Source organism: Streptomyces tendae (assembly GCF_008632955.1).
Lineage (GTDB): Bacteria > Actinomycetota > Actinomycetes > Streptomycetales > Streptomycetaceae > Streptomyces.
Genome location: NZ_CP043959.1, coordinates 2036957 through 2060053 on the forward strand (window position 1 = coordinate 2036957; position 23097 = coordinate 2060053).

Here is a 23097-nt window from a genome sequence, read left to right on the forward strand (position 1 = left end):
CCGCCCTACAGCCACCCCCGGCGTTTGAAGGTGCGGAACAGCAGCACCTCCAGGGCGGCCATCGCCGCGATCACCACGGGATACGACCACCTCCAGTGCAGCTCGGGCATGTGCTCGAAGTTCATCCCGTAGATCCCCGCGATCATCGTGGGGACGACGGCCATGGCCGCCCAGGCGGAGATCTTCCGCATGTCGTCGTTCTGCTGCACACCCACCTGCGCCAGGTGCGCCGACAGGACGTCCGAGACCAGGCGGTCCAGGCCCTCCACCGACTCGTTCACCCGGGTGAGGTGGTCATGGACGTCACGGAAGTAGGGCCGCGCCCCGTCCTCGACGAACGGCACCCGCGCCCCGGACGTGCCGGCCCCCGCCAGCCGGGCCATGGGCGTCGCGAGCGGCACGGTGGCCCGGCGGAACTCCAGGATCTGCCGCTTGAAGCCGTAGATCCGGGACGCGGTCTTGCGGGAACCGCCCGCGTCGGGGGTGAAGACCTCCGTCTCCAGCTCCTCCAGGTCGGTCTGCAGCTCGGTCGCCACCTCCAGGTAGTGGTCGACCACGGCGTCGGCGACCGCGTACAGCACCGCCGTCGCACCCTCGTCCAGCAGCTCCGGCTCCCGTTCCAGCCGGTCCCGCACCGCGTCCAGAGGGGCACCCTCCCCGTGCCGTACGGTCACCGCGAACGAGTCGCCCAGGAAGATCATGATCTCTCCGGAGGAGACGGTGTCGCTGTCCGGCTCGTACACCACCGGCTTCAGGACCACGAACACCGAGTCGTCGTAGACCTCCAGCTTGGGCCGCTGATGCGCCTTGAGGGCGTCCTCAACCGCCAGCGGATGCAGCCCGAACTCGCGGGCGACCAGGTCGAACTCCTCCGCCGTCGGCTCGTGCAGCCCGATCCAGACGAAACCTCCCGCCGACCGTGCCTCGTCCAGTGCGTCGGAGAAGTCCTTGGGGCCCTCCGACCGGTGCCCCTCCCGGTAGACGCCACAATCGACGATCACGAAACGTGTCCTCCCTTCCCGGCAGGTCCCCTGCCGTCCTGTCCTGCTCCCATGCCCGGCGGCCGCCCGGTTCCCCTCCCGCGCCGGACACCGCGCGCGCCGGTGCGCCTACCCTGGGCCGCATGCCCACGTTGCTCCTGGTCCGGCACGGACGATCCACCGCCAACACCGAGGGACTGCTCGCCGGCTGGACGCCCGGCGTCCACCTCGACGACCGCGGCACCGCACAGGCCGCCGCACTGCCCGGACGGCTCGCCCCGGTGCCCCTGGCCGAGGTCGTCACCAGCCCGCTCGACCGCTGCCGGGAGACCGTCGGACCGCTGCTGGAGGCCCGTCCCGGCCTCACCCACCACACCGACGACCGCATCGGCGAATGCCACTACGGCGACTGGACGGGCCGCAAGCTCGCCGAACTCAAGGACGAGCCGCTGATGGACGTGGTGCAGTCGCACCCGTCGGCCGCGGCCTTTCCCGGCGCGGGGAGTCCATGCGCGCGATGCAGACGCGCGCCGCCGAGGCGGTGCGCGAGTGGAACGCGCGCGTGGAGCGCGACCACGGCGGTGACGCCGTGTATCTGATGTGCTCGCACGGCGACATCATCAAGTCTCTGGTGGCGGACGCCCTCGGACTTCATCTCGACCTCTTCCAGCGGATCTCCGTCGAACCGTGTTCCATCACCGCGATCCGTTACACCCGGCTGCGGCCGTTTCTCCTGCGCCTCGGCGACACCGGCGACTTCGCGTCCCTGGCGCCGCGCGAGGAGCCGCCGGCCGGCGACGCCACCGTGGGGGGCGACGCGGGCGCACCGTGATCGTTCCCCGCAGTAGGGTGAAGCGACCGCAGACTTGCGTTCCCATCCATCCCTCGCCCGTTCCCCGACTTCCAATGGAGACAGGACGTGTCCCGTCAGGTGTTCCTCTACGACCAACCGGAACGTTTCGTGGCCGGCACGGTCGGACTGCCAGGGCGCCGTACGTTCTTCCTCCAGGCCACCGCCGGCTCCCGGGTGACCAGCGTGGCCCTGGAGAAGACGCAGGTCGCGGCGCTCGCCGAGCGGATGGACGAACTGCTCGACGAGGTCGTACGGCGCAGCGGCGGCAGCGCGGCGGTGCCCGCCATGGCACCGACCGAGATCACCGACACCGCCCCGCTGGACACCCCCGTCGAGGAGGAGTTCCGCGTCGGCACCATGGCGCTCGCCTGGGACGGTGAGGAGCAGCGGATGATCGTGGAGGCGCAGGCGCTGGTCGAACTGGACGCCGAATCCGAGGAGGACCTCGCCGAGGCGGAGGAGCGGCTGCTCCAGGACGAGGAGAACGGCCCCCCGATGCTCCGCGTCCGCCTCACCGGGGCGCAGGCGCGGGCCTTCGCCAAGCGCGCCCTGGACGTCGTCAACGCGGGCCGCCCGCCGTGCCCGCTGTGCAGTCTCCCGCTCGACCCGGAAGGACACGTATGTCCGCGCCAGAACGGATACCGCCGCGGAGCGTGACCGCCACCGACCCGGCCGCGGCCGAGCTGCTCGCCCGCGGCGAGCTGACCGTGCGCGGACGCATCCGTGAGGCGTCGAACGCCGCGCTGTACTGCACCGTCACCCTCGGGGACCGCGAGGCCGCCTGCGTCTACAAACCGGTCGCGGGGGAGCGGCCGCTGTGGGACTTCCCCGACGGCACCCTCGCCGGGCGCGAGGTCGCCGCGTACGAGGTCTCCCGGGCGACCGGCTGGGACCTGGTGCCGCCCACCGTGCTGCGCGACGGCCCGTACGGCGAGGGCATGTGCCAGCTGTGGATCGAGACCGCGCCGGGCGACGAGCTGCTCGCCCTGGTCGACGGCGAGGAACCGGAACCGGGCTGGAAGGCGATCGGCTTCGCCGAGGTCGGCGAGGGCCGCACCGCGCTGCTCGTGCACGCCGACGACGACCGGCTGCGCCGTCTCTCGGTGCTCGACGCGGTGATCAACAACGCCGACCGCAAGGGCGGGCACCTGCTGCCCACGGCGGAGGGCCCGCTGTACGGCATCGACCACGGGGTCACCTTCAACACCGAGAACAAGCTGCGCACGCTGCTGTGGGGCTGGGCGGGGGAGCCGCTGACCGGGGAGGCCCTGGACGTCCTCAAGACCCTCAGGGAGGCCCTCGCCGCCTCCGGCCCCCTCACCACGGTCCTGACCTCGCTGATCACCCCAGCGGAGATCGAGGCGACCCGCGCCCGCGTGGAGACCCTGCTCACCACCGGGACCCATCCGGAGCCGGGCACCGGGTGGCCGGCCATCCCCTGGCCCCCGGTCTGACGCCCCGTCGCCGATCCCGGCCGGGTCTGGCACACCGCGGGGTGCCGCGCAAGACCGCCTTCCCGGCCATACGGCCCGTTCCGGTTCGTATCCGGAACTCGGGTCCGGTTAGGCTCATGACATGCATGCCTGGCCCGCTTCCGAAGTCCCCGCCCTGCCCGGTCAGGGCCGCGACCTGAGGATCCACGACACCGCCACCGGCGGTCCGGTCGCCCTCGACCCCGGTCCCGTAGCCCGTCTCTACGTCTGCGGCATCACGCCCTACGACGCCACGCACATCGGACACGCGGCTACGTACAACGCGTTCGACCTCGTGCAGCGCGTGTGGCTCGACAACAAGCGGCAGGTCCACTACGTCCAGAACGTCACCGACGTCGACGACCCGCTGCTGGAGCGGGCCGAACGCGACGGCGTCGACTGGACCGCGCTCGCCGAACGCGAGACCGCCCTGTTCCGCGAGGACATGACGGCCCTGCGGATGCTGCCGCCCCGGCAGTACATAGGCGCGGTCGAGGCCATACCCGGCATCGTCCCGATCGTCGAGCGGCTGCGTGAGCTCGGCGCGACCTACGAGATCGACGGCGACATCTACTTCTCCGTCGAGTCCGACCGGCACTTCGGCCAGGTCTCGCACCTGGACGCCGCCGCCATGCGGCTGCTGTCCGCCGAACGCGGCGGCGACCCGGACCGCCCGGGCAAGAAGAACCCCGTCGACCCGATGCTCTGGATGGCCGCCCGCGAGGGCGAGCCGAGCTGGGACGGCGGCTCGCTCGGCCGGGGCCGCCCCGGCTGGCACATCGAGTGCGTGGCCATCGCCCTCGACCACCTGGGCATGACCTTCGACATCCAGGGCGGCGGCTCCGACCTGGTCTTCCCGCACCACGAGATGGGCGCCTCGCACGCCCAGGTGCTCACCGGCGAGTACCCCATGGCCAAGGCGTACGTGCACGCCGGCATGGTCGCCCTGCACGGCGAGAAGATGTCCAAGTCCAAGGGCAACCTGGTCTTCGTCTCCCGGCTGCGGCGCGAGGGCGTGGACCCGGCGGCGATCCGGCTGGCGCTGCTCGCCCACCACTACCGCTCCGACTGGGAGTGGACCGACCAGGTCCTGCGGGACGCCGTGACCCGGCTCGACCACTGGCGCGCCGCCGTCTCCCGTCCCGACGGACCGCCCGCCGAGACGCTCGTCGAGGAGATCCGCGACGCCCTCGCGGACGACCTGAACGCACCGGCCGCCCTGGCCGCCGTCGACCGCTGGACCGTGCTCCAGGAGCAGAGCGGCGGCAGCGACACCGGCGCGCCCGGCGTGGTCTCCCGGGCCGTGGACGCCCTCCTGGGCGTCGCCCTGTAGGACAACCTTCTCAAGGGCGCGAGGAACTGCGCGAGCGACCAGGGCGGGTCCGCACCTGGCGCACGACGGCGAGACAAGCGTGGAGGGGCGCCCCGTTCCTGGAACGGGGCGCCCCTCCACGCTTGTCTCGTCAGTCCTCCGGCGACTCGTCGCCGTCCTGGTCCGTCTCCTGCCGGGGCGACTTCGGCGGACGCGACCGGCCGCCCGGCCCGTCCCGCCGGTACGACGGCCCCTCCGAGCCCTCGGCGGTGGCGTGCCCGCCGGGCGGACCCGACGCCCCGTCACGGCGGCGCAGATACCGCTCGAACTCGCGCGCGATGGCTTCACCGGACGCCTCCGGCAGCTCGGCGGTGTCCCGGGCCTCCTCCAGCGTCTGGACGTACTCGGCGACCTCGCTGTCCTCCGCGGCCAGTTGGTCCACGCCCACCTGCCAGGCACGCGCGTCCTCGGGCAGCTCGCCCAGCGGGATCCGCACGTCGATCAGGTCCTCGAGCCGGTTCAGCAGAGCCAGCGTGGCCTTCGGGTTGGGCGGCTGCGAGACGTAGTGCGGGACCGCCGCCCACAGCGACACCGCGGGCACGCCCGCGTGCGTGCACGCCTCCTGCAGGATGCCGACGATGCCCGTCGGCCCCTCGTACTTGGTCTCCTCGAGATCCATCCGGCGCGCCAGGTCCGCGTCGGACGTGGTCCCGCTGATCGGGACCGGACGGGTGTGCGGGGTGTCACCGAGCAGCGCGCCCAGCACCACCACCAGCTCCACACCCAGCTCGTGCGCGAAGCCGAGGATCTCGTTGCAGAACGAACGCCACCGCATGGACGGTTCGATGCCGCGCACCAGTACCAGGTCGCGCGGTTTCTCGCCGCCCACCCGGACCACCGACAGCCGCGTCGTGGGCCAGGTGATCTTCCGCACGCCGTTCTCCATGAACACCGTGGGGCGGTTCACCTGGAAGTCGTAGTAGTCCTCGGCGTCCAGCGCCGCGAACACCTCGCCCTTCCATTCCCTGTCCAGATGCGCGACCGCGGTGGAGGCGGCGTCACCGGCATCGTTCCAGCCTTCGAACGCGGCCACCATGACCGGGTCGATCAGCTCGGGAACCCCTCGAGCTCGATCACCCAGCGCCTCCTTCCGACGTGCCCTCGTGTACGCACCAACCTTACGGCGTGTCCGCGGGGGCGCCCGCAGCCCCGTGCAAGGGGAGTGCCCCATCACTGCCCCGCACAGCACCGGGAAAACGGAGCGTCACCCCACGCGTCCGCCTGCCGCTCCGGCCGGGACGTGGACGGCCGCCGCCCCCGGCTCCCGGGAGGGGAGCCGGGGGCGGACCGGTCACTTCCTGTCGAGCAGTTCCTGCACGTCCGCCCGGACCTCGTCCGTGGCGAGGCCGCGGATCGTCAGGGTGGTACGGCGGCGCAGCACGTCGTCGGCCGTCTCGGCCCACTCGTGGTCCCGGGCCCACACGACCTGCGCCCAGATCTCCGGCGCGTCCGGGTGGACACGGCGGGCCAGCGCCGGGTCCTCGTTCGCCAGCCGGGCGATGTCGAACGCCAGCGAACCGTAGTGGGTGGCCAGGTGCCGGGCGGTGTCCGCGGCCATGCGCGGGCCGGGCGCCGGGCCGTCCACCAGCAGCCGGTGGGCGACGGCACGCGGGTTGGCCACACCCGGCAGCGGCAGCTTCTTCGGCAGCGCGCCGATCGGCTCGAAGTCCTCGCCCAGCGGGTGGCCGGGCAGCTCCTGGAGCTTGCGCATCACCGTGCGGCCGATGTGACGGAACGTGGTCCACTTGCCGCCCGCGACGGACAGCATCCCGCCGCGGCCCTCGGTGACGACCGTCTCCCGCTTGGCCTTGGCCGTGTCGCCGGGACCGCCCGGCAGCACCCGCAGACCGGCGAAGGAGTACGTGATCAGGTCACGGTCGAGCTGCTGGTCGCGGATGGAGAACGCGGCCTCGTCGAGTATCTGCGCGATGTCCTTCTCGTTGACCGCGACGTCCGCCGGGTCGCCCTCGTACTCCTCGTCGGTGGTGCCGAGCAGCAGCATGTCCTCCCAGGGGAGGGCGAAGGTGATCCGGTACTTGTCGATCGGCGTGGCCAGCGCGGCCTTCCACGGGGCGGTCCGCTTCAGGACCAGGTGCGCGCCCTTCGACAGCCGGATGGACGGAGCGGCGTCCGGGTCCTCCATGCGGCGCAGGTGGTCCACCCACGGGCCGGTGGCGTTCAGTACCAGCCGGGCGTTGACGCCGAACTCGTCCCCGGAGAGACCGTCGCGCAGGTCGGCGCCGGTGACCCGGCCCTTGGTGAAGCGCAGGCCCGTCACCTCGGCGTGGTTGAGGACGACCGCGCCCGACTCGACCGCCGCGCGGACCGTCATCAGCGCCATCCGCGCGTCGTTCATCTGGTCGTCGCCGTACACGGCCACGGCCTTGAGGTTGTCGGTGCGCAGTTCCGGCACGTCCAGCGCGGCCTTCGCCGGCGACAGCAGGTGGCCGACACCGTCACCGAAGGCCGACAGCGCCGAGTAGGCGAAGACGCCGGCCCCGAGCTTCGCCGCGCCGTGCGGCCCGCCCTTGTACACGGGGAGGTAGAACGTGAGCGGGTTCGCCAGGTGGGGGGCCACCTGACGGGAGACCGCACGGCGCTCGAAGTGGTTCTCCGCCACCAGCTTCACCGCACCGGTCTGCAGGTAGCGCAGACCGCCGTGCAGCAGCTTGGACGAGGCGGAGGAGGTGGCTCCGGCGAAGTCGCCGGCGTCCACCAGAGCCACCCTGAGACCGGACTGCGCGGCGTGCCAGGCGGTGGAGATGCCCAGGATGCCGCCGCCGATGACGAGAAGGTCGTACGACGCCTTGGAGAGCTGCTCCCGGGTCTCGGCGCGGCTCGGGTTCGAGCCGGACGCCGGGTGCGTCCCCAGGGCAGGTACGGACTGCAGGGTGGCTTCGGTGGTCATGGCGGTTCTACTCCTCGTCCTCGAGCCAGCCCATGGTCCGCTCGACGGCCTTGAGCCAGCTCTTGTACTCACGGTCGCGGGTGTCCGCGTCCATGCGGGGGGTCCACTCGGCGGCCCGCCGCCAGTTGGCGCGCAGGTCGTCGGTGCTGTTCCAGAAGCCGACGGCGAGGCCGGCGGCGTAGGCGGCGCCGAGGCAGGTGGTCTCGGCGACCATCGGGCGCACCACGGGGGCGTCCACGAAGTCGGCGAGGGTCTGCATCAGCAGGTTGTTGGAGGTCATGCCGCCGTCGACCTTGAGGGCGGCGAGCTCCACGCCGGAGTCCTTCGTCATGGCGTCGGCGATCTCCCGCGTCTGCCAGGCGGTGGCCTCCAGGACGGCGCGCGCGAGGTGCGCCTTGGTGACGTACCGGGTGAGGCCGGCGATCACACCGCGGGCGTCGGAGCGCCAGTACGGGGCGAACAGGCCGGAGAAGGCCGGTACGAAGTAGGCGCCGCCGTTGTCCTCGACGGACAGCGCCAGGGTCTCGATCTCCGCGGCGGTGGAGATCAGGCCCATCTGGTCGCGCATCCACTGCACCAGCGAACCGGTGACGGCGATCGAGCCCTCCAGGGCGTAGACCGGCTTCTGGTCGCCGATCTGGTAGCCGACCGTGGTCAGCAGGCCGCTGTAGGAGTTGATGAGCTTGTCGCCGGTGTTCATCACCATGAAGGTGCCGGTGCCGTAGGTCGACTTGGTCTCGCCCTCGGCGAAGCAGGTCTGGCCGAACAGGGCCGCCTGCTGGTCGCCCAGGGCGGAGGCCACCGGGATGCCGCCGAGCAGGTCGCCCAGCTTGCCGCCCGTGATCTCGCCGTACACCTCGGCGGAGGAGCGGATCTCGGGCAGCATCGGCATCGGGACGCCGATCGACTCGGCGATCCGCTCGTCCCACTGCATGGTGTGCAGGTTCATGAGCAGGGTGCGGGAGGCGTTGGTCACGTCGGTGACGTGCCGGCCGCCGTCCACTCCGCCCGTGAGGTTCCAAATGACCCATGTGTCCATGGTGCCGAAAAGAATGTCGCCCGCCTCCGCACGCTCCTTGAGGCCGTCGACGTTGTCGAGCAGCCACCGGGCCTTGGGGCCGGCGAAGTAGGAGGCGAGGGGGAGGCCGGTCTCGCGGCGGAAGCGGTCCTGGCCGACGTTGCGGCCGAGCTCCTTGCACAGGGCGTCGGTGCGGGTGTCCTGCCAGACGATCGCGTTGTGGACGGGCTCACCCGTGTGGCGGTCCCACAGCACGGTGGTCTCGCGCTGGTTGGTGATGCCGATGGCCTTGATGTCGTCGCGGGTGATGCCGGCCTTGGCGACGGCGCCGGCGACGACCTCCTGGACGTTGGTCCAGATCTCGGTGGCGTCGTGCTCGACCCAGCCGGGCTTGGGGAAGATCTGCTCGTGCTCCTTCTGGTCGACGGAGACGATGCGCCCGTCGCGGTCGAAGACGATGCAGCGGGAGGACGTGGTGCCCTGGTCGATGGCGGCGATGAACGGGCCGGCGGTGTGGGCGTCGGTCACGGTGTGCTCCTGGAAGTTCCTTGGTTACGGGGCAGTGGGTACGGCGCTTCTACAACGATCGCGGTGAAGGGCGATGCGGTCATCTATGCGAAGGCGACGTTGTAGACGCCGGCCGCGATGGCGCCGCCGATCAGCGGACCGACCACCGGGACCCAGGCGTACGACCAGTCGGAGCCGCCCTTGTTGGGCAGCGGCAGCAGGGCGTGGATGATGCGGGGGCCGAGGTCACGGGCGGGGTTGATGGCGTAACCGGTCGGGCCGCCCAGGGACAGACCGATCGAGACGACCACGAGCGCCGTGATCAGACCGCCCAGCACGCCGAGGCCGTTGCCCGCGTCGTTCAGGCCCTGCGTGAGGACGGCGAGCAGCAGCACGAAGGTGCCGATGATCTCCGTGGCGAGGTTCTGCACCGTGTGCCGGATCTCCGGGCCGGTGGAGAAGACGCCGAGCACCGGGCCCGCGCCCTTCTCCTGCGCCTCGACGGCCTTGGCGGCGGTCGTCTGGGCACCCGGTCCGCCCACGATCTCCTTGTCGGTGAGGTGGGCGTGGAACTGGCCGTAGTAGGCGAGCCACACCAGCGTGGCGCCGATCATCGCGCCGAGGATCTGCGCGGCGAAGTACGTCGGAACGTTGGCCCACCCGCCGTCCTTGATGGCGAGCGCGAGGGTCACGGCCGGGTTGAGGTGGGCGCCGGAGAGCGGCCCCGATATGTAGACCGCCGTCATGACGGCGAAGCCCCAGCCGAAGGCGATGGCGAGCCAGCCGGCGTTGCGGGCCTTGGAGGCCTTGAGCGTCACGGCGGCACACACACCGCCGCCGAGCAGGATGAGTATGGCGGTACCGATGGTCTCGCCGATGAAGATGTCGGAGCTGGACACCCGCGACTCCTTTGTCCTTCGTCCAGGGAAGCCGACCCCCGGGTCCCTCCGGGGATTGGCGCCCTCAGGGGTGAGAGCGTTGCCGGCCCTTGGCGTTGTCCCACTCTAGCGCGTATTGCCGGTAGGTGTTCGACAATGCCGACCGATGGACGGGAGTCTTGCCCGGTGCCAGGGATGCGTCAAGGGTCTTGGTTGTCGAAAGTGCGATCGTTATTGATCGTCGAGAGCCGCTGTAAGCGGTCGTGATCGCCAAGGCCGGTCGGGCTCCGTCGCGCGGCGCCGCGCGCGTGCGGGCGGTGTCCGCCGCTGCCCGGTGCCGCCCGCGCACGACTGCGACCCGGGTCCGCCCCTGAGGCGTCCGGGTCCTGTGTGATCCGTGAGGGGTGCGGGGGCCCGCCCGCTCAGAAGCGTCCGGCGCCCAGGTCCCGCGACACCGCGCGGGCGCAGTCCCGTACCGCGGCGATCAGCTCGGACCGCAGCTCGCCGTCCCGGCGCAGCCGCTCCACCGCCCCCGTGATGCCGACCGCCCCCACCGGCATCCGCCGCCGGTCGTGGATCGGCGCGGCGAGGGAGGCCACACCCTCCCAGGTCTCCTCCACGTCCGCCGCGTAGCCCCGGGCGCGGGTGAGGTCGAGGAGGTGCTCGAAGGCGTCCGGGTCGCAGACGGTGCGGTCGGTGAACGCCTTGCGGTCGGCCTCCAGGGCCTCGCTGTGCGCGACCGGGTCGTACGCCGACAGGACCTTGCCGAGGGCCGTGGAGTGCAGCGGCTGCATCGCCCCGATCTCCAGCACCTGCCGGCTGTCGTCGGGCCGGAAGACGTGGTGGACGATCAGCACGCCTGCTGGTGCAGCACCCGAGGTAGACGCTCTCGCCGCTGGAGCGGGCCAGGTCGTCCGTCCACACCAGGGCGCGGGCCCGCAGCTCGTGCACGTCCAGGTAGGTGGTGCCCAGGCGCAGCAGCTCGGCGCCCAGCTGGTAGCGGCCGGAGGCCTCGTCCTGCTCGACGAACCCCTCCTGCTGGAGTGTGCGCAGGATGCCGTGGGCGGTCCCCTTGGCGAGGCCCAGCGAGGAGGCGATGTCCGACAGGCCGAGTCGTCGCTCGCCGCCCGCGAGCAGGCGCAGCATCGCCGCCGCCCGTTCGAGCGACTGGATGTTCCGTGCCATCGCCGTACTGCCTCCGTCCCCTTCGAGCGTCGACGCGCGACGTCCGCTGCCGGTGTTCGGCAATGCCGAACACTACCGGTCCATGCCGACCTCTCGCTAATGGTCGGTCATGATCGGTCGGGTCACCCCCGCGCCGACCGTCGCCCCCCGGCCATCTTCGTCCGCCCCGTGGACGCCCCCGACGCGAGGGGTCGGTCCCGGATACCCTGACGGCGTGCGCCCTGCCGGGGAAGCTCGAACAGGTGACTTTCCCGGGCAGCCGCAAAGCCGACAGCCGTCGCACCTGAGGGAGCCCTTTTCATGGCCTCGTTGCCGCTGACCCCTTCCACCGACAGCCGGACCCGCGTGTCCGCGCTCCGAGAGGCGCTCGCCACCCGTGTGGTGGTCGCCGACGGGGCCATGGGCACCATGCTGCAGGCCCAGGACCCGACTCTCGAGGACTTCCAGAACCTCGAGGGCTGCAACGAGATCCTGAACGTGACCCGTCCGGACATCGTCCGTTCGGTCCACTCCGAGTACTTCGGCGCGGGCGTCGACTGCGTCGAGACCAACACGTTCGGCGCCAACCTCACCGCTTTGGGCGAGTACGACATTCCCGAGCGTGTTCTGGAGCTGTCCGAGGCGGGCGCCCGCATCGCCCGCGAGACGGCGGACGAGTTCACCGGCCGCGACGGCCGGCCCCGCTGGGTCCTCGGCTCCATGGGCCCGGGCACCAAGCTGCCCACCCTCGGCCACACCACCTTCGGCGCCATCCGCGACGCCTACCAGCAGAACGCGGAGGGCCTGCTCGCGGGCGGCGCGGACGCCCTGCTGGTGGAGACGACCCAGGACCTGCTGCAGACCAAGGCGTCCGTCGTCGCCGCCCGCCGCGCCATGGAGGCCGTCGGCCTCCAGGTGCCGCTGATCGTGTCGGTGACGGTGGAGACCACCGGCACCATGCTGCTGGGGTCGGAGATCGGCGCGGCGCTGACCGCGCTGGAGCCGCTGGGCATCGACATGGTCGGCCTGAACTGCGCGACCGGTCCCGCCGAGATGAGCGAGCACCTGCGCTACCTGGCGCGCCACTCCCGCGTCCCGCTGTCGTGCATGCCGAACGCGGGCCTTCCGGAGCTGACGAAGGACGGCGCCCACTACCCGCTGACCGCGCCCGAGCTGGCGGACGCCCAGGAGACGTTCGTGCGGGAGTACGGGCTGTCGCTGGTGGGCGGCTGCTGCGGCACGACGCCGGAGCACCTGCGCAGGCTGGTGGAGCGGGTGCGGGACATGGCACCGACGGAGCGGCGGCCGCAGCCCGAGCCGGGGGCGGCGTCGCTGTACCAGAGCGTGCCGTTCCGGCAGGACACCTCGTACCTGGCGATCGGTGAGCGGACCAACGCCAACGGCTCGAAGAAGTTCCGCGAGGCGATGCTGGAGGCCCGCTGGGACGACTGCGTGGAGCTGGCCCGGGAGCAGATCCGTGAGGGCGCGCACATGCTGGACCTGTGCGTGGACTACGTCGGCCGGGACGGCGTGGCCGACATGCGGGAGCTGGCGGGCCGTTTCGCGACCGCCTCCACGCTGCCGATCGTGCTGGACTCCACCGAGGTGGACGTGATCCGGGCGGGCCTGGAGAAGCTCGGCGGCCGCGCGGTGATCAACTCGGTGAACTACGAGGACGGCGACGGCCCCGAGTCCCGCTTCGCACGGGTGACGGAGCTGGCGCGGGAGCACGGTGCGGCGCTGATCGCGCTCACCATCGACGAGGAGGGCCAGGCCCGCACGGCGGAGAAGAAGGTCGAGATCGCCGAGCGGCTGATCGACGATCTGACCGGGAACTGGGGGATCCGCGAGGAGGACATCCTCGTCGACTGTCTGACCTTCACGATCTGCACGGGTCAGGAGGAGTCCCGCAAGGACGGCGTGGCGACCATCGAGGGCATCCGGGAGCTGAAGCGCCGCCACCCGGACGTCCAGACCACCCTGGGCCTGTCGAACATCTCCTTCGGGCTGAACCCGGCCGCCCGCATCCTGCTGAACTCGGTCTTCCTGGACGAGTGCGTGAAGGCCGGCCTGGACTCGGCGATCGTGCACGCGAGCAAGATCCTCCCGATCGCCCGGTTCAGCGAGGAAGAGGTGACCACCGCCCTCGACCTGATCTACGACCGCCGCTCCGAGGGCTACGACCCGCTGCAGAAGCTCATGCAGCTGTTCGAGGGCGCCACCGCCAAGTCGCTGAAGGCGGGCAAGGCCGAGGAACTCGCCGCGCTGCCGCTGGACGAGCGGCTCAAGCGCCGCATCATCGACGGCGAGCGCAACGGCCTGGAGGCCGACCTGGACGAGGCGTTGCGGACACGTCCGGCGCTGGACATCGTCAACGACACCCTGCTGGACGGCATGAAGGTGGTCGGCGAGCTGTTCGGCTCGGGGCAGATGCAGTTGCCGTTCGTGCTGCAGTCGGCCGAAGTGATGAAGACCGCGGTGGCCCACCTGGAGCCGCACATGGAGAAGACCGACGAGGCGGGCAAGGGCACGATCGTGCTGGCCACGGTGCGCGGCGACGTCCACGACATCGGCAAGAACCTCGTCGACATCATCCTGTCGAACAACGGCTACAACGTGGTCAACCTGGGCATCAAGCAGCCGGTCTCCGCGATCCTGGAAGCCGCCGACGAGCACAAGGCCGACGTGATCGGCATGTCGGGTCTGCTGGTGAAGTCCACGGTGATCATGAAGGAGAACCTGGAGGAGCTCAACCAGCGCGGCCTGGCCGCCGACTACCCGGTCATCCTCGGCGGCGCCGCCCTCACCCGCGCCTATGTCGAGCAGGACCTGCACGAGATCTACCAGGGCGAGGTCCGCTACGCCCGCGACGCCTTCGAGGGCCTGCGCCTGATGGACGCCCTCATCGGCATCAAGCGCGGCGTCCCCGGCGCCACGCTCCCCGAGCTGAGGCAGCGCCGGGTCCGCGCGGCCACCGTGGAGATCGAGGAGCGGCCCGAGGAGGGCAGCGTCCGCTCCGACGTGTCCACCGACAACCCGGTGCCGCAGCCGCCGTTCTGGGGCACCCGCGTGATCAAGGGCATCCAGCTGAAGGAGTACGCCGGCTGGCTGGACGAGGGCGCGCTGTTCAAGGGCCAGTGGGGCCTTAAGCAGGCCCGGACCGGCGAGGGACCGACGTACGAGGAGCTCGTGGAGACCGAGGGCCGGCCGCGGCTGCGCGGCCTGCTGGACCGGCTCCAGACGGAGAACCTGCTGGAGGCGGCCGTGGTCTACGGCTACTTCCCGTGCGTCTCCAAGGACGACGACCTGATCATCCTCGACGAGCAGGGCAACGAACGCACCCGGTTCACCTTCCCGCGCCAGCGCCGTGGCCGCAGGCTCTGCCTGGCGGACTTCTTCCGCCCGGAGGAGTCCGGCGAGACCGACGTCGTCGGCCTCCAGGTGGTCACCGTCGGCTCCCGCATCGGCGCGGAGACCGCCCGGATGTTCGAGGCCAACGCCTACCGGGACTACCTGGAGCTGCACGGCCTGTCCGTGCAGCTGGCCGAGGCGCTCGCCGAGTACTGGCACGCCCGGGTGCGCTCCGAGCTCGGTTTCGCGGGCGAGGACCCGGCCGTGATGGAGGACATGTTCGCCCTGAAGTACCGCGGCGCGCGCTTCTCCCTCGGCTACGGCGCCTGCCCGGACCTGGAGGACCGCGCCAAGATCGCCGACCTGCTCCAGCCGGAGCGCATCGGCGTGCAGCTCTCCGAGGAGTTCCAGCTGCACCCCGAGCAGTCCACCGACGCCATCGTGATCCACCACCCCGAGGCGAAGTACTTCAACGCCCGCTGACCGGCCCCCGCCGGTGCCCCCAGCGGTCACACCAGGCATGTCCGACGCGCACGACGTACACTGGTCGGTCCACCGCAGGCCGGTTCCCTTCGTGGGAACCGGCCTGATCGTCCCTCAAGGAGGTATGTGGATGACCAGTACGGTCCCCGCGCTCGGAACACTTACGGCCCAAGGCTCGGCACTCCAGGCGGTGCTCCTGGACATGGACGGCACCCTGGTGGACACCGAGGGCTTCTGGTGGGACGTCGAGGTGGAGGTCTTCGCCTCCCTCGGCCACACCCTCGACGAGGCCTGGCGGCACGTCGTGGTCGGCGGTCCCATGACCCGCAGCGCGGGCTTTCTCATCGAGGCGACCGGTGCCGACATCGGGCTCGACGAACTCACGGTGCTGCTCAACGACGGCTTCGAGAGCCGCATCGACCACGCCCTGCCGCTGATGCCGGGCGCCGCACGGCTGCTCGCCGAGCTGGCCGAGCACGAGATCCCGACGGCGCTCGTCTCCGCCTCGCACCGGCGCATCATCGACCGGGTGCTGCCCATCCTGGGCCGTGAGTACTTCGCCCTGTCCGTCGCCGGCGACGAGGTGCCGCGCACCAAGCCGCACCCCGACCCCTACCTCGCGGCCGCCGCCGGACTGGGCGCCGACCCGGTGCGGTGCGCCGTGATCGAGGACACGGTCACCGGTGTCACCTCCGCCGAGGCCGCCGGGTGCCAGGTCGTCGCGGTGCCGTCGGTGGGTCCCATCACCCCGGCCGCCCGGCGCGCGGTGGTCTCCTCGCTCGACGCCGTTGACCTGGCCTTCCTGCACGGACTGATGACGGACCTGCGCTAGTCGTTCACCCAGCGTGCGAAGGCGCCGGAGCCGGCATGCGCGGCGCCCCTCCCCGGGGCCGGACGCCCGCGCCGCACGCATGCGTTCCGGTCGCCGGCGGTCGTCTTCGAGGGCCGCCGCACCCCTTTTCACATGTGATCTTCACCACATGCGCACGCGTTGGCAACGATGTCCGGGCGTGCATCCCACCCGATTTCGGAGATCACCGGCGCGCCGCTGTGTCCCGATTGGTGGGAAGCTGCACCAATCCTTCCCCGGTCATCCCTGTCGGTCCGTTCACACCTGGTTCCACTGCGTGATGAGGACCCAACTCCGGGCGCCGCGAACCCTCCTGCGGGCGCGGACTAGTGTCGTCGCGAGAAGCTCACCCCTCCCTGCGATCCGCTGCGTCACCCCTGCATGCCGGATCGCTCGGAGTCGACACGTCCTGGAGAAACTCGAGCATGAACCGCAAGACTTTGGTGCTGGCGGCCGCGATGGGCCTGCTCGCGCCGGTGCTCGCCGCCTGTGGTGACACGGAGAGCGGCAGCGGCGACGGCGACGCGATCGTCGTGGGCACCACGGACCGGTTCACCGCCTCCGAGGAAGAGGGCCTCGCGCCCCTCGACCCCGCCTGGGCCTACGACGTCGGCACCTGGAACATCCTGCGGCAGACCGTGCAGACCCTCATGGTGCAGCCCCGCGGTGACGGCGAGCCGGTGCCCGAGGCCGCCCAGTCCTGCGGCTTCACGGACGCCGGCAACGAGCGGTACAGCTGCACCCTGCGTGACGGGCTGAAGTTCTCGAACGGCGACCCGATCACCGCGCAGGACGTGAAGTACTCGATCGACCGCGCCATCTCCCTCGAAGGCGACAGCGGTGTCTTCGCGCTGCTGTCCACCGTCGACACCGTCGAGACGCAGGGCGACCGCGAGGTGATCTTCCACCTCAAGGCGGCCGACGCCACCTTCCCGTACAAGCTGTCCACCCCGGTCGCGGGCATCGTCAACCAGGACGACTACGCCAAGGACAAGCTGCGCGAGGGCTTCGACGTGGACGGCTCCGGCCCGTACACGATGAAGAGCGAGGTCAAGGACGGCGTCCTGGTCAAGGCCACCTTCACCAAGAACCCCTCGTACAAGGGCGTTCTCGAGGTGAAGAACGACAAGGTCGAACTCGCGGCCTTCGACAGCGCCGAGTCCATGGGTGACGCGCTGGAGAAGGGCGACATCGACGTCGCCAGCCGCAGCATGTCGCCGCAGCAGATCCAGGACCTGTCCACCGCCTCCGACGGCGACGTCGAACTGGTGGAGTCCCCGGGTCTCGAGATCCGCTACCTGGCCTTCAACACCAAGGCCGAGACGGTGAAGGACAAGGCCGTCCGCCAGGCGATGGCCCAGGTGATCAACCGCGACGAGCTCGTCGCCAAGGTCTACGGCAGCCAGGCCGAACCGCTGTTCTCCCTGGTGCCCGCCGGCGTCACCGGCCACTCCAACGCGTTCTTCAACAGGTACGGCGACCCGGACGTGGCCAAGGCCCGCGAGCTGCTCCAGGACGCCGACATCGACACCCCGGTGAAGCTCACGCTGCACTACACGACCGACCACTACGGTCCTGCCACCAAGGCCGAGTTCGAGCAGCTCAGCAAGCAGCTCAACGACAGCGGCCTGTTCCAGACGGACACCGCGGGCGCCACCTGGGACAAGTTCCGTCCGGCCGGCCAGAAGGGCAAGTACGACGTCTACGGCATGGGCTGGTTCCCGGACTACCCGGACGCCGACGCCTTCGTCGCGCCCTTCCTCGACGAGGACAACTTCCTCAACTCGCCCTACGTGAACACCGAGGTCCGCAAGGACCTGATCCCCGAGTCGCGCCGCCAGGCCGACCGGCTCGCGGCCTCGAACGCGTTCACGGACATCCAGGACATCGTCGCCGAGGACGTCCCCCTCCTGCCGCTGTGGCAGGGCAAGCAGTACCTCGCCGCCCGTGACGACATCACCGGTACGGCGTACGCGCTCAACTCCTCCTCGACGCTCCAGCTCTGGGAGCTCGGACGCGGAGTCAGCGGCTGACCTACCTGTAGGCAGGGATCCGGGTGCCCTGTTCCGGACCCACGGAACGACAAGGCATCACTCGTGAACCTGCGCCACCAGTGGCCGGTCCTGCCCCTCGTGGCAGGGCTGGCCTCCGGCCTGCTCACCGGCTGCGGCTCCGACGACGGGGGCGCGAGCTCGAACGGCAACAAGATCGCGGTCGGCATGTCCGACGACGTCCTCGCCACCGACCCCGCCTCCGGCTACGACCCCGGGTCCTGGCTGCTCTTCAACAACGTCTTCCAGTCGCTCCTGGGCTTCCCCAAGGGCGGCACCGAACCGCAGCCGGACGCCGCCGAGAGCTGCGAGTTCACCGACACCTCCACCAAGGTCTTCCGCTGCACGCTGCGCGACGGGCTGAAGTTCAGCAACGGCGACGCGCTCACCTCGGAAGACGTGAAGTTCTCCTTCGACCGCACGCTGAAGATCGACGACCCCGACGGTCCCGCGGTCATGTTCTCCACCCTGGAGAAGGTCGACACCCCCGACGAGAAGACGGTCGTCTTCACGCTCAACACGGCCGACGCGACCTTCCCCAGCAAGATCGCCTCCGGTGCCGGCGCCATCGTCAACCACCGCGAGTACGACGCGAACGGTCTGCGCGAGGACGGCAAGGCGGTCGGCTCCGGCCCGTACAAGCTGGACTCGTTCGACGACAACAAGGCCGTGTTCTCCGTCAACGAGCACTACAGCGGCTCCGCCGAGACCAAGAACTCCGGCGTCACCCTGTCGTTCTTCCACGGCGACCAGAACGGGCTGAAGAAGGCGCTGGAGAAGGGCGAGGTCGACATCGCCTACCGCGGCCTCACCGCCCAGGCCATCAACGACATCGAAGAGGCCGACCGCGGCGACGGCGGCATCGAGGTCGTCGAGGGCAGCAGCGCCGAGGTGCAGCACCTGGTCTTCAACATGGACGACCCCGTAGCCGGCCGGCTCGGTGTCCGCAAGGCCATCGCCCACCTGCTGGACCGCGACGCCCTGATGCACGACGTCTACCGCAACACGGCCACCCCGCTGTACTCGATCATCCCGGCCGGCGTCGCCGGTCACAACACGGCCTTCTTCGACATCTACGGCGCCCGCCCGTCCAAGGCCAAGGCCGAGGCGGCGCTGCGGAACGAGGGCATCACCGACAAGGTGAAGCTGACCCTCTGGTCCACCCCGGCCCGCTACGGCCCGGCCACCGATCAGGAGCTCGAGGCGATCGCCAAGCAGCTCAACGCCAGCGGGCTGTTCGACGCCGACGTCAAGTCCGTCGAGTTCGCCCAGTACGAGAAGGACATCGCGGCCGGCAAGTACGGGGTCTACGTCAAGGGCTGGGTGCCCGACTACCCGGACGCCGACAACTTCACCGGCCCCTTCTTCGGCGAGGGCAACGTCCTGGACAACGACTACGACCCCGGCGCCATCACCAAGACGCTCCTGCCGCACACCGCCGCCGAGAGCGACCGCGGCTCCACCGACAAGGAGTTCGAGCGGATCCAGAACCAGGTCGCCGAGGACATCCCCCTCCTGCCGGTCTGGCAGGGCAAGCAGTACGCGGTCGTCCAGGAGCGCGTCTACGGCCTGGAGTACTGCCTCGACGCCTCGACCGTCTTCCGGTTCTGGGAGCTCAGCAAGGGCTGACCCGTCCGTGCATGACGTGGGGGAGCCCTCCCGGCCGGGAGGGCTCCCCCACGTCATGCACGGCGACCCGCGCGCTACTGGGCGCCGGGACGCACCAGCCCGCTCTCGTACGCGTACACCGCGGCCTGCACCCGGTCGCGCAGTCCCAGCTTGGTCAGCACATGACCGACGTGCGTCTTCACGGTGGTCTCGCTGACGAACAGGTCGGCGGCGATCTCCGCGTTGGACAGCCCGCGCGCCACCAGCTTCAGCACTTCGACCTCGCGGTCGGTCAGCGTGTGCAGGGTGTCCGGCACCGGCTCCTCGCCGGACGGCAGATGCGTGGCGTATTTGTCCAGCAGTCGGCGCGTGATGCTCGGGGCGAGCATCGCCTCACCGGCGGCCACCACACGGATCGCCTGCACCAGCTCGTTGGCCGGGGCGTCCTTGAGCAGGAAGCCGCTCGCCCCGGCCTTCAGCGCCTCCACCACGTACTCGTCGAGGTCGAACGTCGTCAGCACCAGGACCTTCGCCGGCCCGTTCCGCTCCGGGCCGGTGATCTGGCGGGTGGCCTCCACCCCGTCCATCCGCGGCATACGGATGTCCATCAGGACCACGTCGGGCTGCAGCGCCCGTACCTGGTCCAGGGCCTGAAGGCCGTCTCCGGCCTCGCCGACGACCGCGAGGTCCTGCTCGGCCTCCAGAATCATCCGGAACCCGGTGCGCAGCAGCGGCTGGTCGTCGACCAGTAGGACGCGGATGGCCACGTAAGTCTCCTTCGCTAGTCCGGCCCCATTCTGCCCTGCTCGGCCCCGCCGGATTCCGGCGCCCTCAGGGGCAGCGGATAGGGCGGGGGAGTACCGCCGAACTCGGGGCAGTGCTCCTGGTGGTCGCACCAGCCGCACAGCTTCGTCGGCCGCGGCCGCCAGTCCCCCGTCTCGGTCGCCAGCCGGATCGCCTCCCACAACGCCAGCAGCTTGCGCTCGACCCGCTCCAGGTCGGCGAGCACCGGGTCGTAGGTGAGCACGTCACCGCTGCCCAGGTACACCAGCTGCAGCCGGCGCGGGATCACCTTCTTCAGCCGCCACACGACGAGGGCGTAGAACTTCATCTGGAACAGCGCGCCCTCGGCGTACTCCGGGCGAGGCGCCTTGCCGGTCTTGTAGTCGACGATCCGCACCTCGCCGGTGGGTGCCACGTCCACCCGGTCGATGATGCCGCGCAGCCGCAGCCCGGACTCCAGCTCCGCCTCCACGAACAGCTCGCGCTCGGCGGGCTCCAGCCGGCTCGGGTCCTCCAGCGTGAACCACCGCTCGACCAGCGACTCCGCCTGGGTCAGCCAGCGCGCCAGGCGCTCGCCCTCGGGATCGTCCGCGAAGAGCTCCGCGACATCGGGTCTGCTCTCGCGCAGCCGGTCCCACTGGCCGGGGATCAGCGACTTCGCCCGCGGCACCGTACGGTCGGCGGCCGGCGCGTCGAACAGCCGCTCCAGCACCGCGTGCACCAGCGTGCCCCTGGTCGCCGCCTCGCTCGGCTTCTCCGGCAGCCGGTCGATCACCCGGAACCGGTACAGCAGCGGGCACTGCATGAAGTCACTCGCACGGGAGGGCGACAGCGAGGCGGGCGGTGCCGCGGGCGTCCCGGTCACCACGACCGTGTCCGCCGGCGACTCCGCCGGCGACTCCGGCGCGGCCGGGCTGCTGTCGGGCCGCGTCGTGCCCTCGGTGCTCGTCTCCATGACCACAGACCTTACGGCCCGGCACCGACAACGCGGCGTGACCGGAGGGAGAGAAGCGGAAGGAGGGGGTAGAGAGAGGGGTGCCGGGGCGAAACGGGCGGCGGACGCCGCATACCATCGACCCAGGAACCTCCCGTCCGGCAGGCGCGGGAGACGCAGCGAACGAGGGGACACCGGTGGACGTAAGCGGCGGGCGCGGACGGCCGCGGCCCGGCAACGACGAGTCGGCCGAGCAGACCGGGCCCGACGCCCCGGCCACCGGTGACACCCACGCCGCCGGCGAACCCCCCGCGACCCCGGCCGCCCCGGCGCCCGACCCGACGCACACCGCCGGGCCCGGCACCCCGGCTCCCGGGCCCGCGGCCGAGGACGACGACACCCCGGCGTCCGGCCCTACGACTGAGGACGGCGACACCCCGGCGTCCGGCCCCGCGGCCGAGGACCCCCGCGGCACCGCGGGCGGACCGGCGCATGACACCACCGGCACCGGCCCCGCCGGACCGGACGAGCGCGCCGAGCCGCACCAGGAGTCCCCGGCGGACCGTCCGTCCACCGCCCCCGACGGGCGGGCCCCGGGATCCCCCGGGCGGGGCGCCGGCGACGGAGGCGGACAGCTGCCGGAGCACGCCGACCGGCCGTTCGCCCACTCCGGCGGCAAGGGACCCGCGCCGCAGCGGCCCGAGGAGCGGCGGCGGGGTGGCCTGCTGATGGGCCGGCCCTTCGGCGTCCCCGTGTACGTGGCGCCGAGCTGGTTCCTGGTGGCGATCCTCATCACCTGGGTGTTCGGCGGCCAGATCGACCGTGTCCTGCCCGAGCTGGGCGCGGCCAGCTACCTGGTCTCCCTGTTCTTCGCGGTGGCCTTCTACGCCTCCGTGCTGGTGCACGAGCTCGCCCACACCGTCGCGGCCCTCCGCTTCAAGCTCCCGGTGCGCCGCATCCAGCTGCAGTTCTTCGGCGGCGTCTCCGAGATCGAGAAGGAGGCGGAGACCCCCGGCAGAGAGTTCGTGCTGGCCTTCGTCGGCCCGCTGCTCTCCCTGGTGCTCTCCGGCCTCTTCTACCTCGCCCTGCAGGCCGTCGACCCGAGCAGCGTCCCCGGCGTCCTGCTGGCCGGCCTGATGGTGTCCAACCTCATCGTGGCCGTCTTCAACCTGCTGCCCGGCCTCCCGCTGGACGGCGGACGGATGCTCCGCGCGGTCGTCTGGGCGATCACCGGCAAGCCCATGACCGGCACCGTCGCCGCCGCCTGGGTGGGCCGCGCCCTCGCCGTCTCCGTGCTGATCGGCCTGCCGCTGCTCACGCAGTCCGGGGCGCTCGGCTCCGACGCCGTGGACAACGTCGGCATGGACACCGTCCTCGACGCCCTGCTCGCGGCCATCCTCGCCGCGATCATCTGGACCGGCGCCGGGAACAGCCTGCGCATGGCCCGCCTGCGCGAACACCTGCCCGAGCTGCGCGCCCGCACCCTCACCCGCCGCGCGGTCCCCGTGGAGACGGACACGCCCCTCTCCGAGGCGCTGCGCCGGGCCAACGCCGCGGGCGCCCGCGCCCTGGTCGTCGTCGACACCGACGGCGTGCCGCTCTCGCTGGTCCGCGAGGCCGCGATCGTCGGCGTACCGGAACACCGCAGGCCCTGGGTGCCGGTCGGCGGACTCGCCCAGGACCTCACCGACGGCATGCGCGTCTCCGCGGAACTGGCCGGCGAGGACCTGCTGGACGCCCTGCGCGCGACGCCCGCCACCGAGTACCTCGTCGTCGAGGACACCGGCGAGATCTACGGCGTGCTGTCCGCAGCCGACGTGGAGCGGGCCTTCGTCAAGGCCATGGCCCGCCCCTCCTAGCCGGGCGCCCCGGGGCACCGGCCGTG

Annotated in this window: 15 protein-coding genes and 2 pseudogenes; 9 read left to right on the forward strand and 8 right to left on the reverse strand. The window is 71.2% G+C overall.

Translation table 11 applies throughout. The features are described 5' to 3' along the window. Window positions 1-5 precede the first annotated feature (5 nt). Window positions 6-1001 carry a magnesium/cobalt transporter CorA gene (gene corA, locus F3L20_RS09510; RefSeq protein WP_150153809.1) on the reverse strand — a complete coding sequence of 332 codons (996 nt, stop codon included), beginning with the start codon at window positions 999-1001 and terminating at the stop codon, window positions 6-8. 122 nt (window positions 1002-1123) lie between these two features. On the opposite strand from corA, the pseudogene F3L20_RS09515 reads away from it, so the two are divergent. The 4 genes and pseudogenes from F3L20_RS09515 to mshC all read left to right on the forward strand — a co-directional run bounded on the left by F3L20_RS09515 (window position 1124) and on the right by mshC (window position 4638). Continuing rightward, window positions 1124-1812 (forward strand): annotated as a pseudogene (locus tag F3L20_RS09515) (histidine phosphatase family protein). 87 nt (window positions 1813-1899) lie between these two features. Further along, window positions 1900-2490 carry a DUF3090 domain-containing protein gene (locus tag F3L20_RS09520; protein ID WP_150153811.1) on the forward strand — a complete coding sequence of 197 codons (591 nt, stop codon included), beginning with the start codon at window positions 1900-1902 and terminating at the stop codon, window positions 2488-2490. Next, window positions 2454-3287 carry an SCO1664 family protein gene (locus tag F3L20_RS09525; protein WP_206338880.1) on the forward strand — a complete coding sequence of 278 codons (834 nt, stop codon included), beginning with the start codon at window positions 2454-2456 and terminating at the stop codon, window positions 3285-3287. Before F3L20_RS09520 ends, F3L20_RS09525 begins: the two co-directional genes overlap by 37 nt. A 121-nt stretch (window positions 3288-3408) precedes the next feature. After that, on the forward strand, window positions 3409-4638 hold the full coding sequence (gene mshC / locus F3L20_RS09530; protein ID WP_150153815.1) for a cysteine--1-D-myo-inosityl 2-amino-2-deoxy-alpha-D-glucopyranoside ligase: 1230 nt from the start codon (window positions 3409-3411) through the stop codon (window positions 4636-4638). A gap of 130 nt (window positions 4639-4768) precedes the next feature. Here the strand turns inward: mshC and F3L20_RS09535 are convergent, their stop codons facing one another. From F3L20_RS09535 to F3L20_RS09555, 5 genes and pseudogenes are all read right to left on the reverse strand, one after another. Next, entirely contained in the window at window positions 4769-5713 is a 945-nt protein-coding gene (locus F3L20_RS09535) for a PAC2 family protein (RefSeq protein ID WP_150153817.1), read from the reverse strand. 255 nt (window positions 5714-5968) lie between these two features. After that, complete coding sequence (locus F3L20_RS09540) at window positions 5969-7585, reverse strand: glycerol-3-phosphate dehydrogenase/oxidase (RefSeq protein ID WP_150153819.1); 1617 nt, start codon at window positions 7583-7585, stop codon at window positions 5969-5971. A 7-nt stretch (window positions 7586-7592) separates the two neighbouring features. Then, entirely contained in the window at window positions 7593-9131 is a 1539-nt protein-coding gene (glpK, locus tag F3L20_RS09545; RefSeq protein ID WP_150153821.1) for a glycerol kinase GlpK, read from the reverse strand. 83 nt (window positions 9132-9214) lie between these two features. Further along, complete coding sequence (locus F3L20_RS09550; protein WP_150153823.1) at window positions 9215-10009, reverse strand: MIP/aquaporin family protein; 795 nt, start codon at window positions 10007-10009, stop codon at window positions 9215-9217. A gap of 401 nt (window positions 10010-10410) precedes the next feature. Next, window positions 10411-11173: pseudogene (locus F3L20_RS09555) on the reverse strand (IclR family transcriptional regulator). Window positions 11174-11473: 300 nt separating this feature from the next. Here F3L20_RS09555 and metH point away from each other — a divergent pair. The 4 genes from metH (at window position 11474) to F3L20_RS09575 (ending at window position 19516) form a co-directional block, all read left to right on the forward strand. Beyond that, window positions 11474-14986, forward strand: coding sequence for a methionine synthase (metH, locus tag F3L20_RS09560; RefSeq protein ID WP_150153825.1), 3513 nt, complete (start codon window positions 11474-11476; stop codon window positions 14984-14986). 130 nt (window positions 14987-15116) lie between these two features. Next, window positions 15117-15818 (forward strand): HAD family hydrolase, encoded by a 702-nt coding sequence (locus F3L20_RS09565; protein ID WP_150153827.1) that lies wholly within the window; start codon window positions 15117-15119, stop codon window positions 15816-15818. 443 nt (window positions 15819-16261) lie between these two features. Continuing rightward, entirely contained in the window at window positions 16262-17869 is a 1608-nt protein-coding gene (locus F3L20_RS09570) for an ABC transporter substrate-binding protein (RefSeq protein ID WP_145828026.1), read from the forward strand. A gap of 63 nt (window positions 17870-17932) precedes the next feature. Then, complete coding sequence (locus F3L20_RS09575) at window positions 17933-19516, forward strand: ABC transporter substrate-binding protein (protein WP_150153829.1); 1584 nt, start codon at window positions 17933-17935, stop codon at window positions 19514-19516. A 74-nt stretch (window positions 19517-19590) separates the two neighbouring features. Here F3L20_RS09575 and F3L20_RS09580 read toward each other — a convergent pair whose 3' ends face one another. After that, window positions 19591-20262, reverse strand: a complete 672-nt coding sequence (locus F3L20_RS09580) for a response regulator (RefSeq protein ID WP_024885186.1) — start codon at window positions 20260-20262, stop codon at window positions 19591-19593. A 14-nt stretch (window positions 20263-20276) separates the two neighbouring features. Then, the gene (locus F3L20_RS09585) at window positions 20277-21233 is read right to left on the reverse strand and encodes a RecB family exonuclease (RefSeq protein WP_145828023.1); all 957 of its coding nucleotides are present in this window, start codon (window positions 21231-21233) and stop codon (window positions 20277-20279) included. 176 nt (window positions 21234-21409) lie between these two features. Here F3L20_RS09585 and F3L20_RS09590 point away from each other — a divergent pair, with 176 nt between their 5' ends. Next, window positions 21410-23071, forward strand: coding sequence for a site-2 protease family protein (locus F3L20_RS09590; protein ID WP_150153831.1), 1662 nt, complete (start codon window positions 21410-21412; stop codon window positions 23069-23071). Window positions 23072-23097 lie beyond the last annotated feature (26 nt).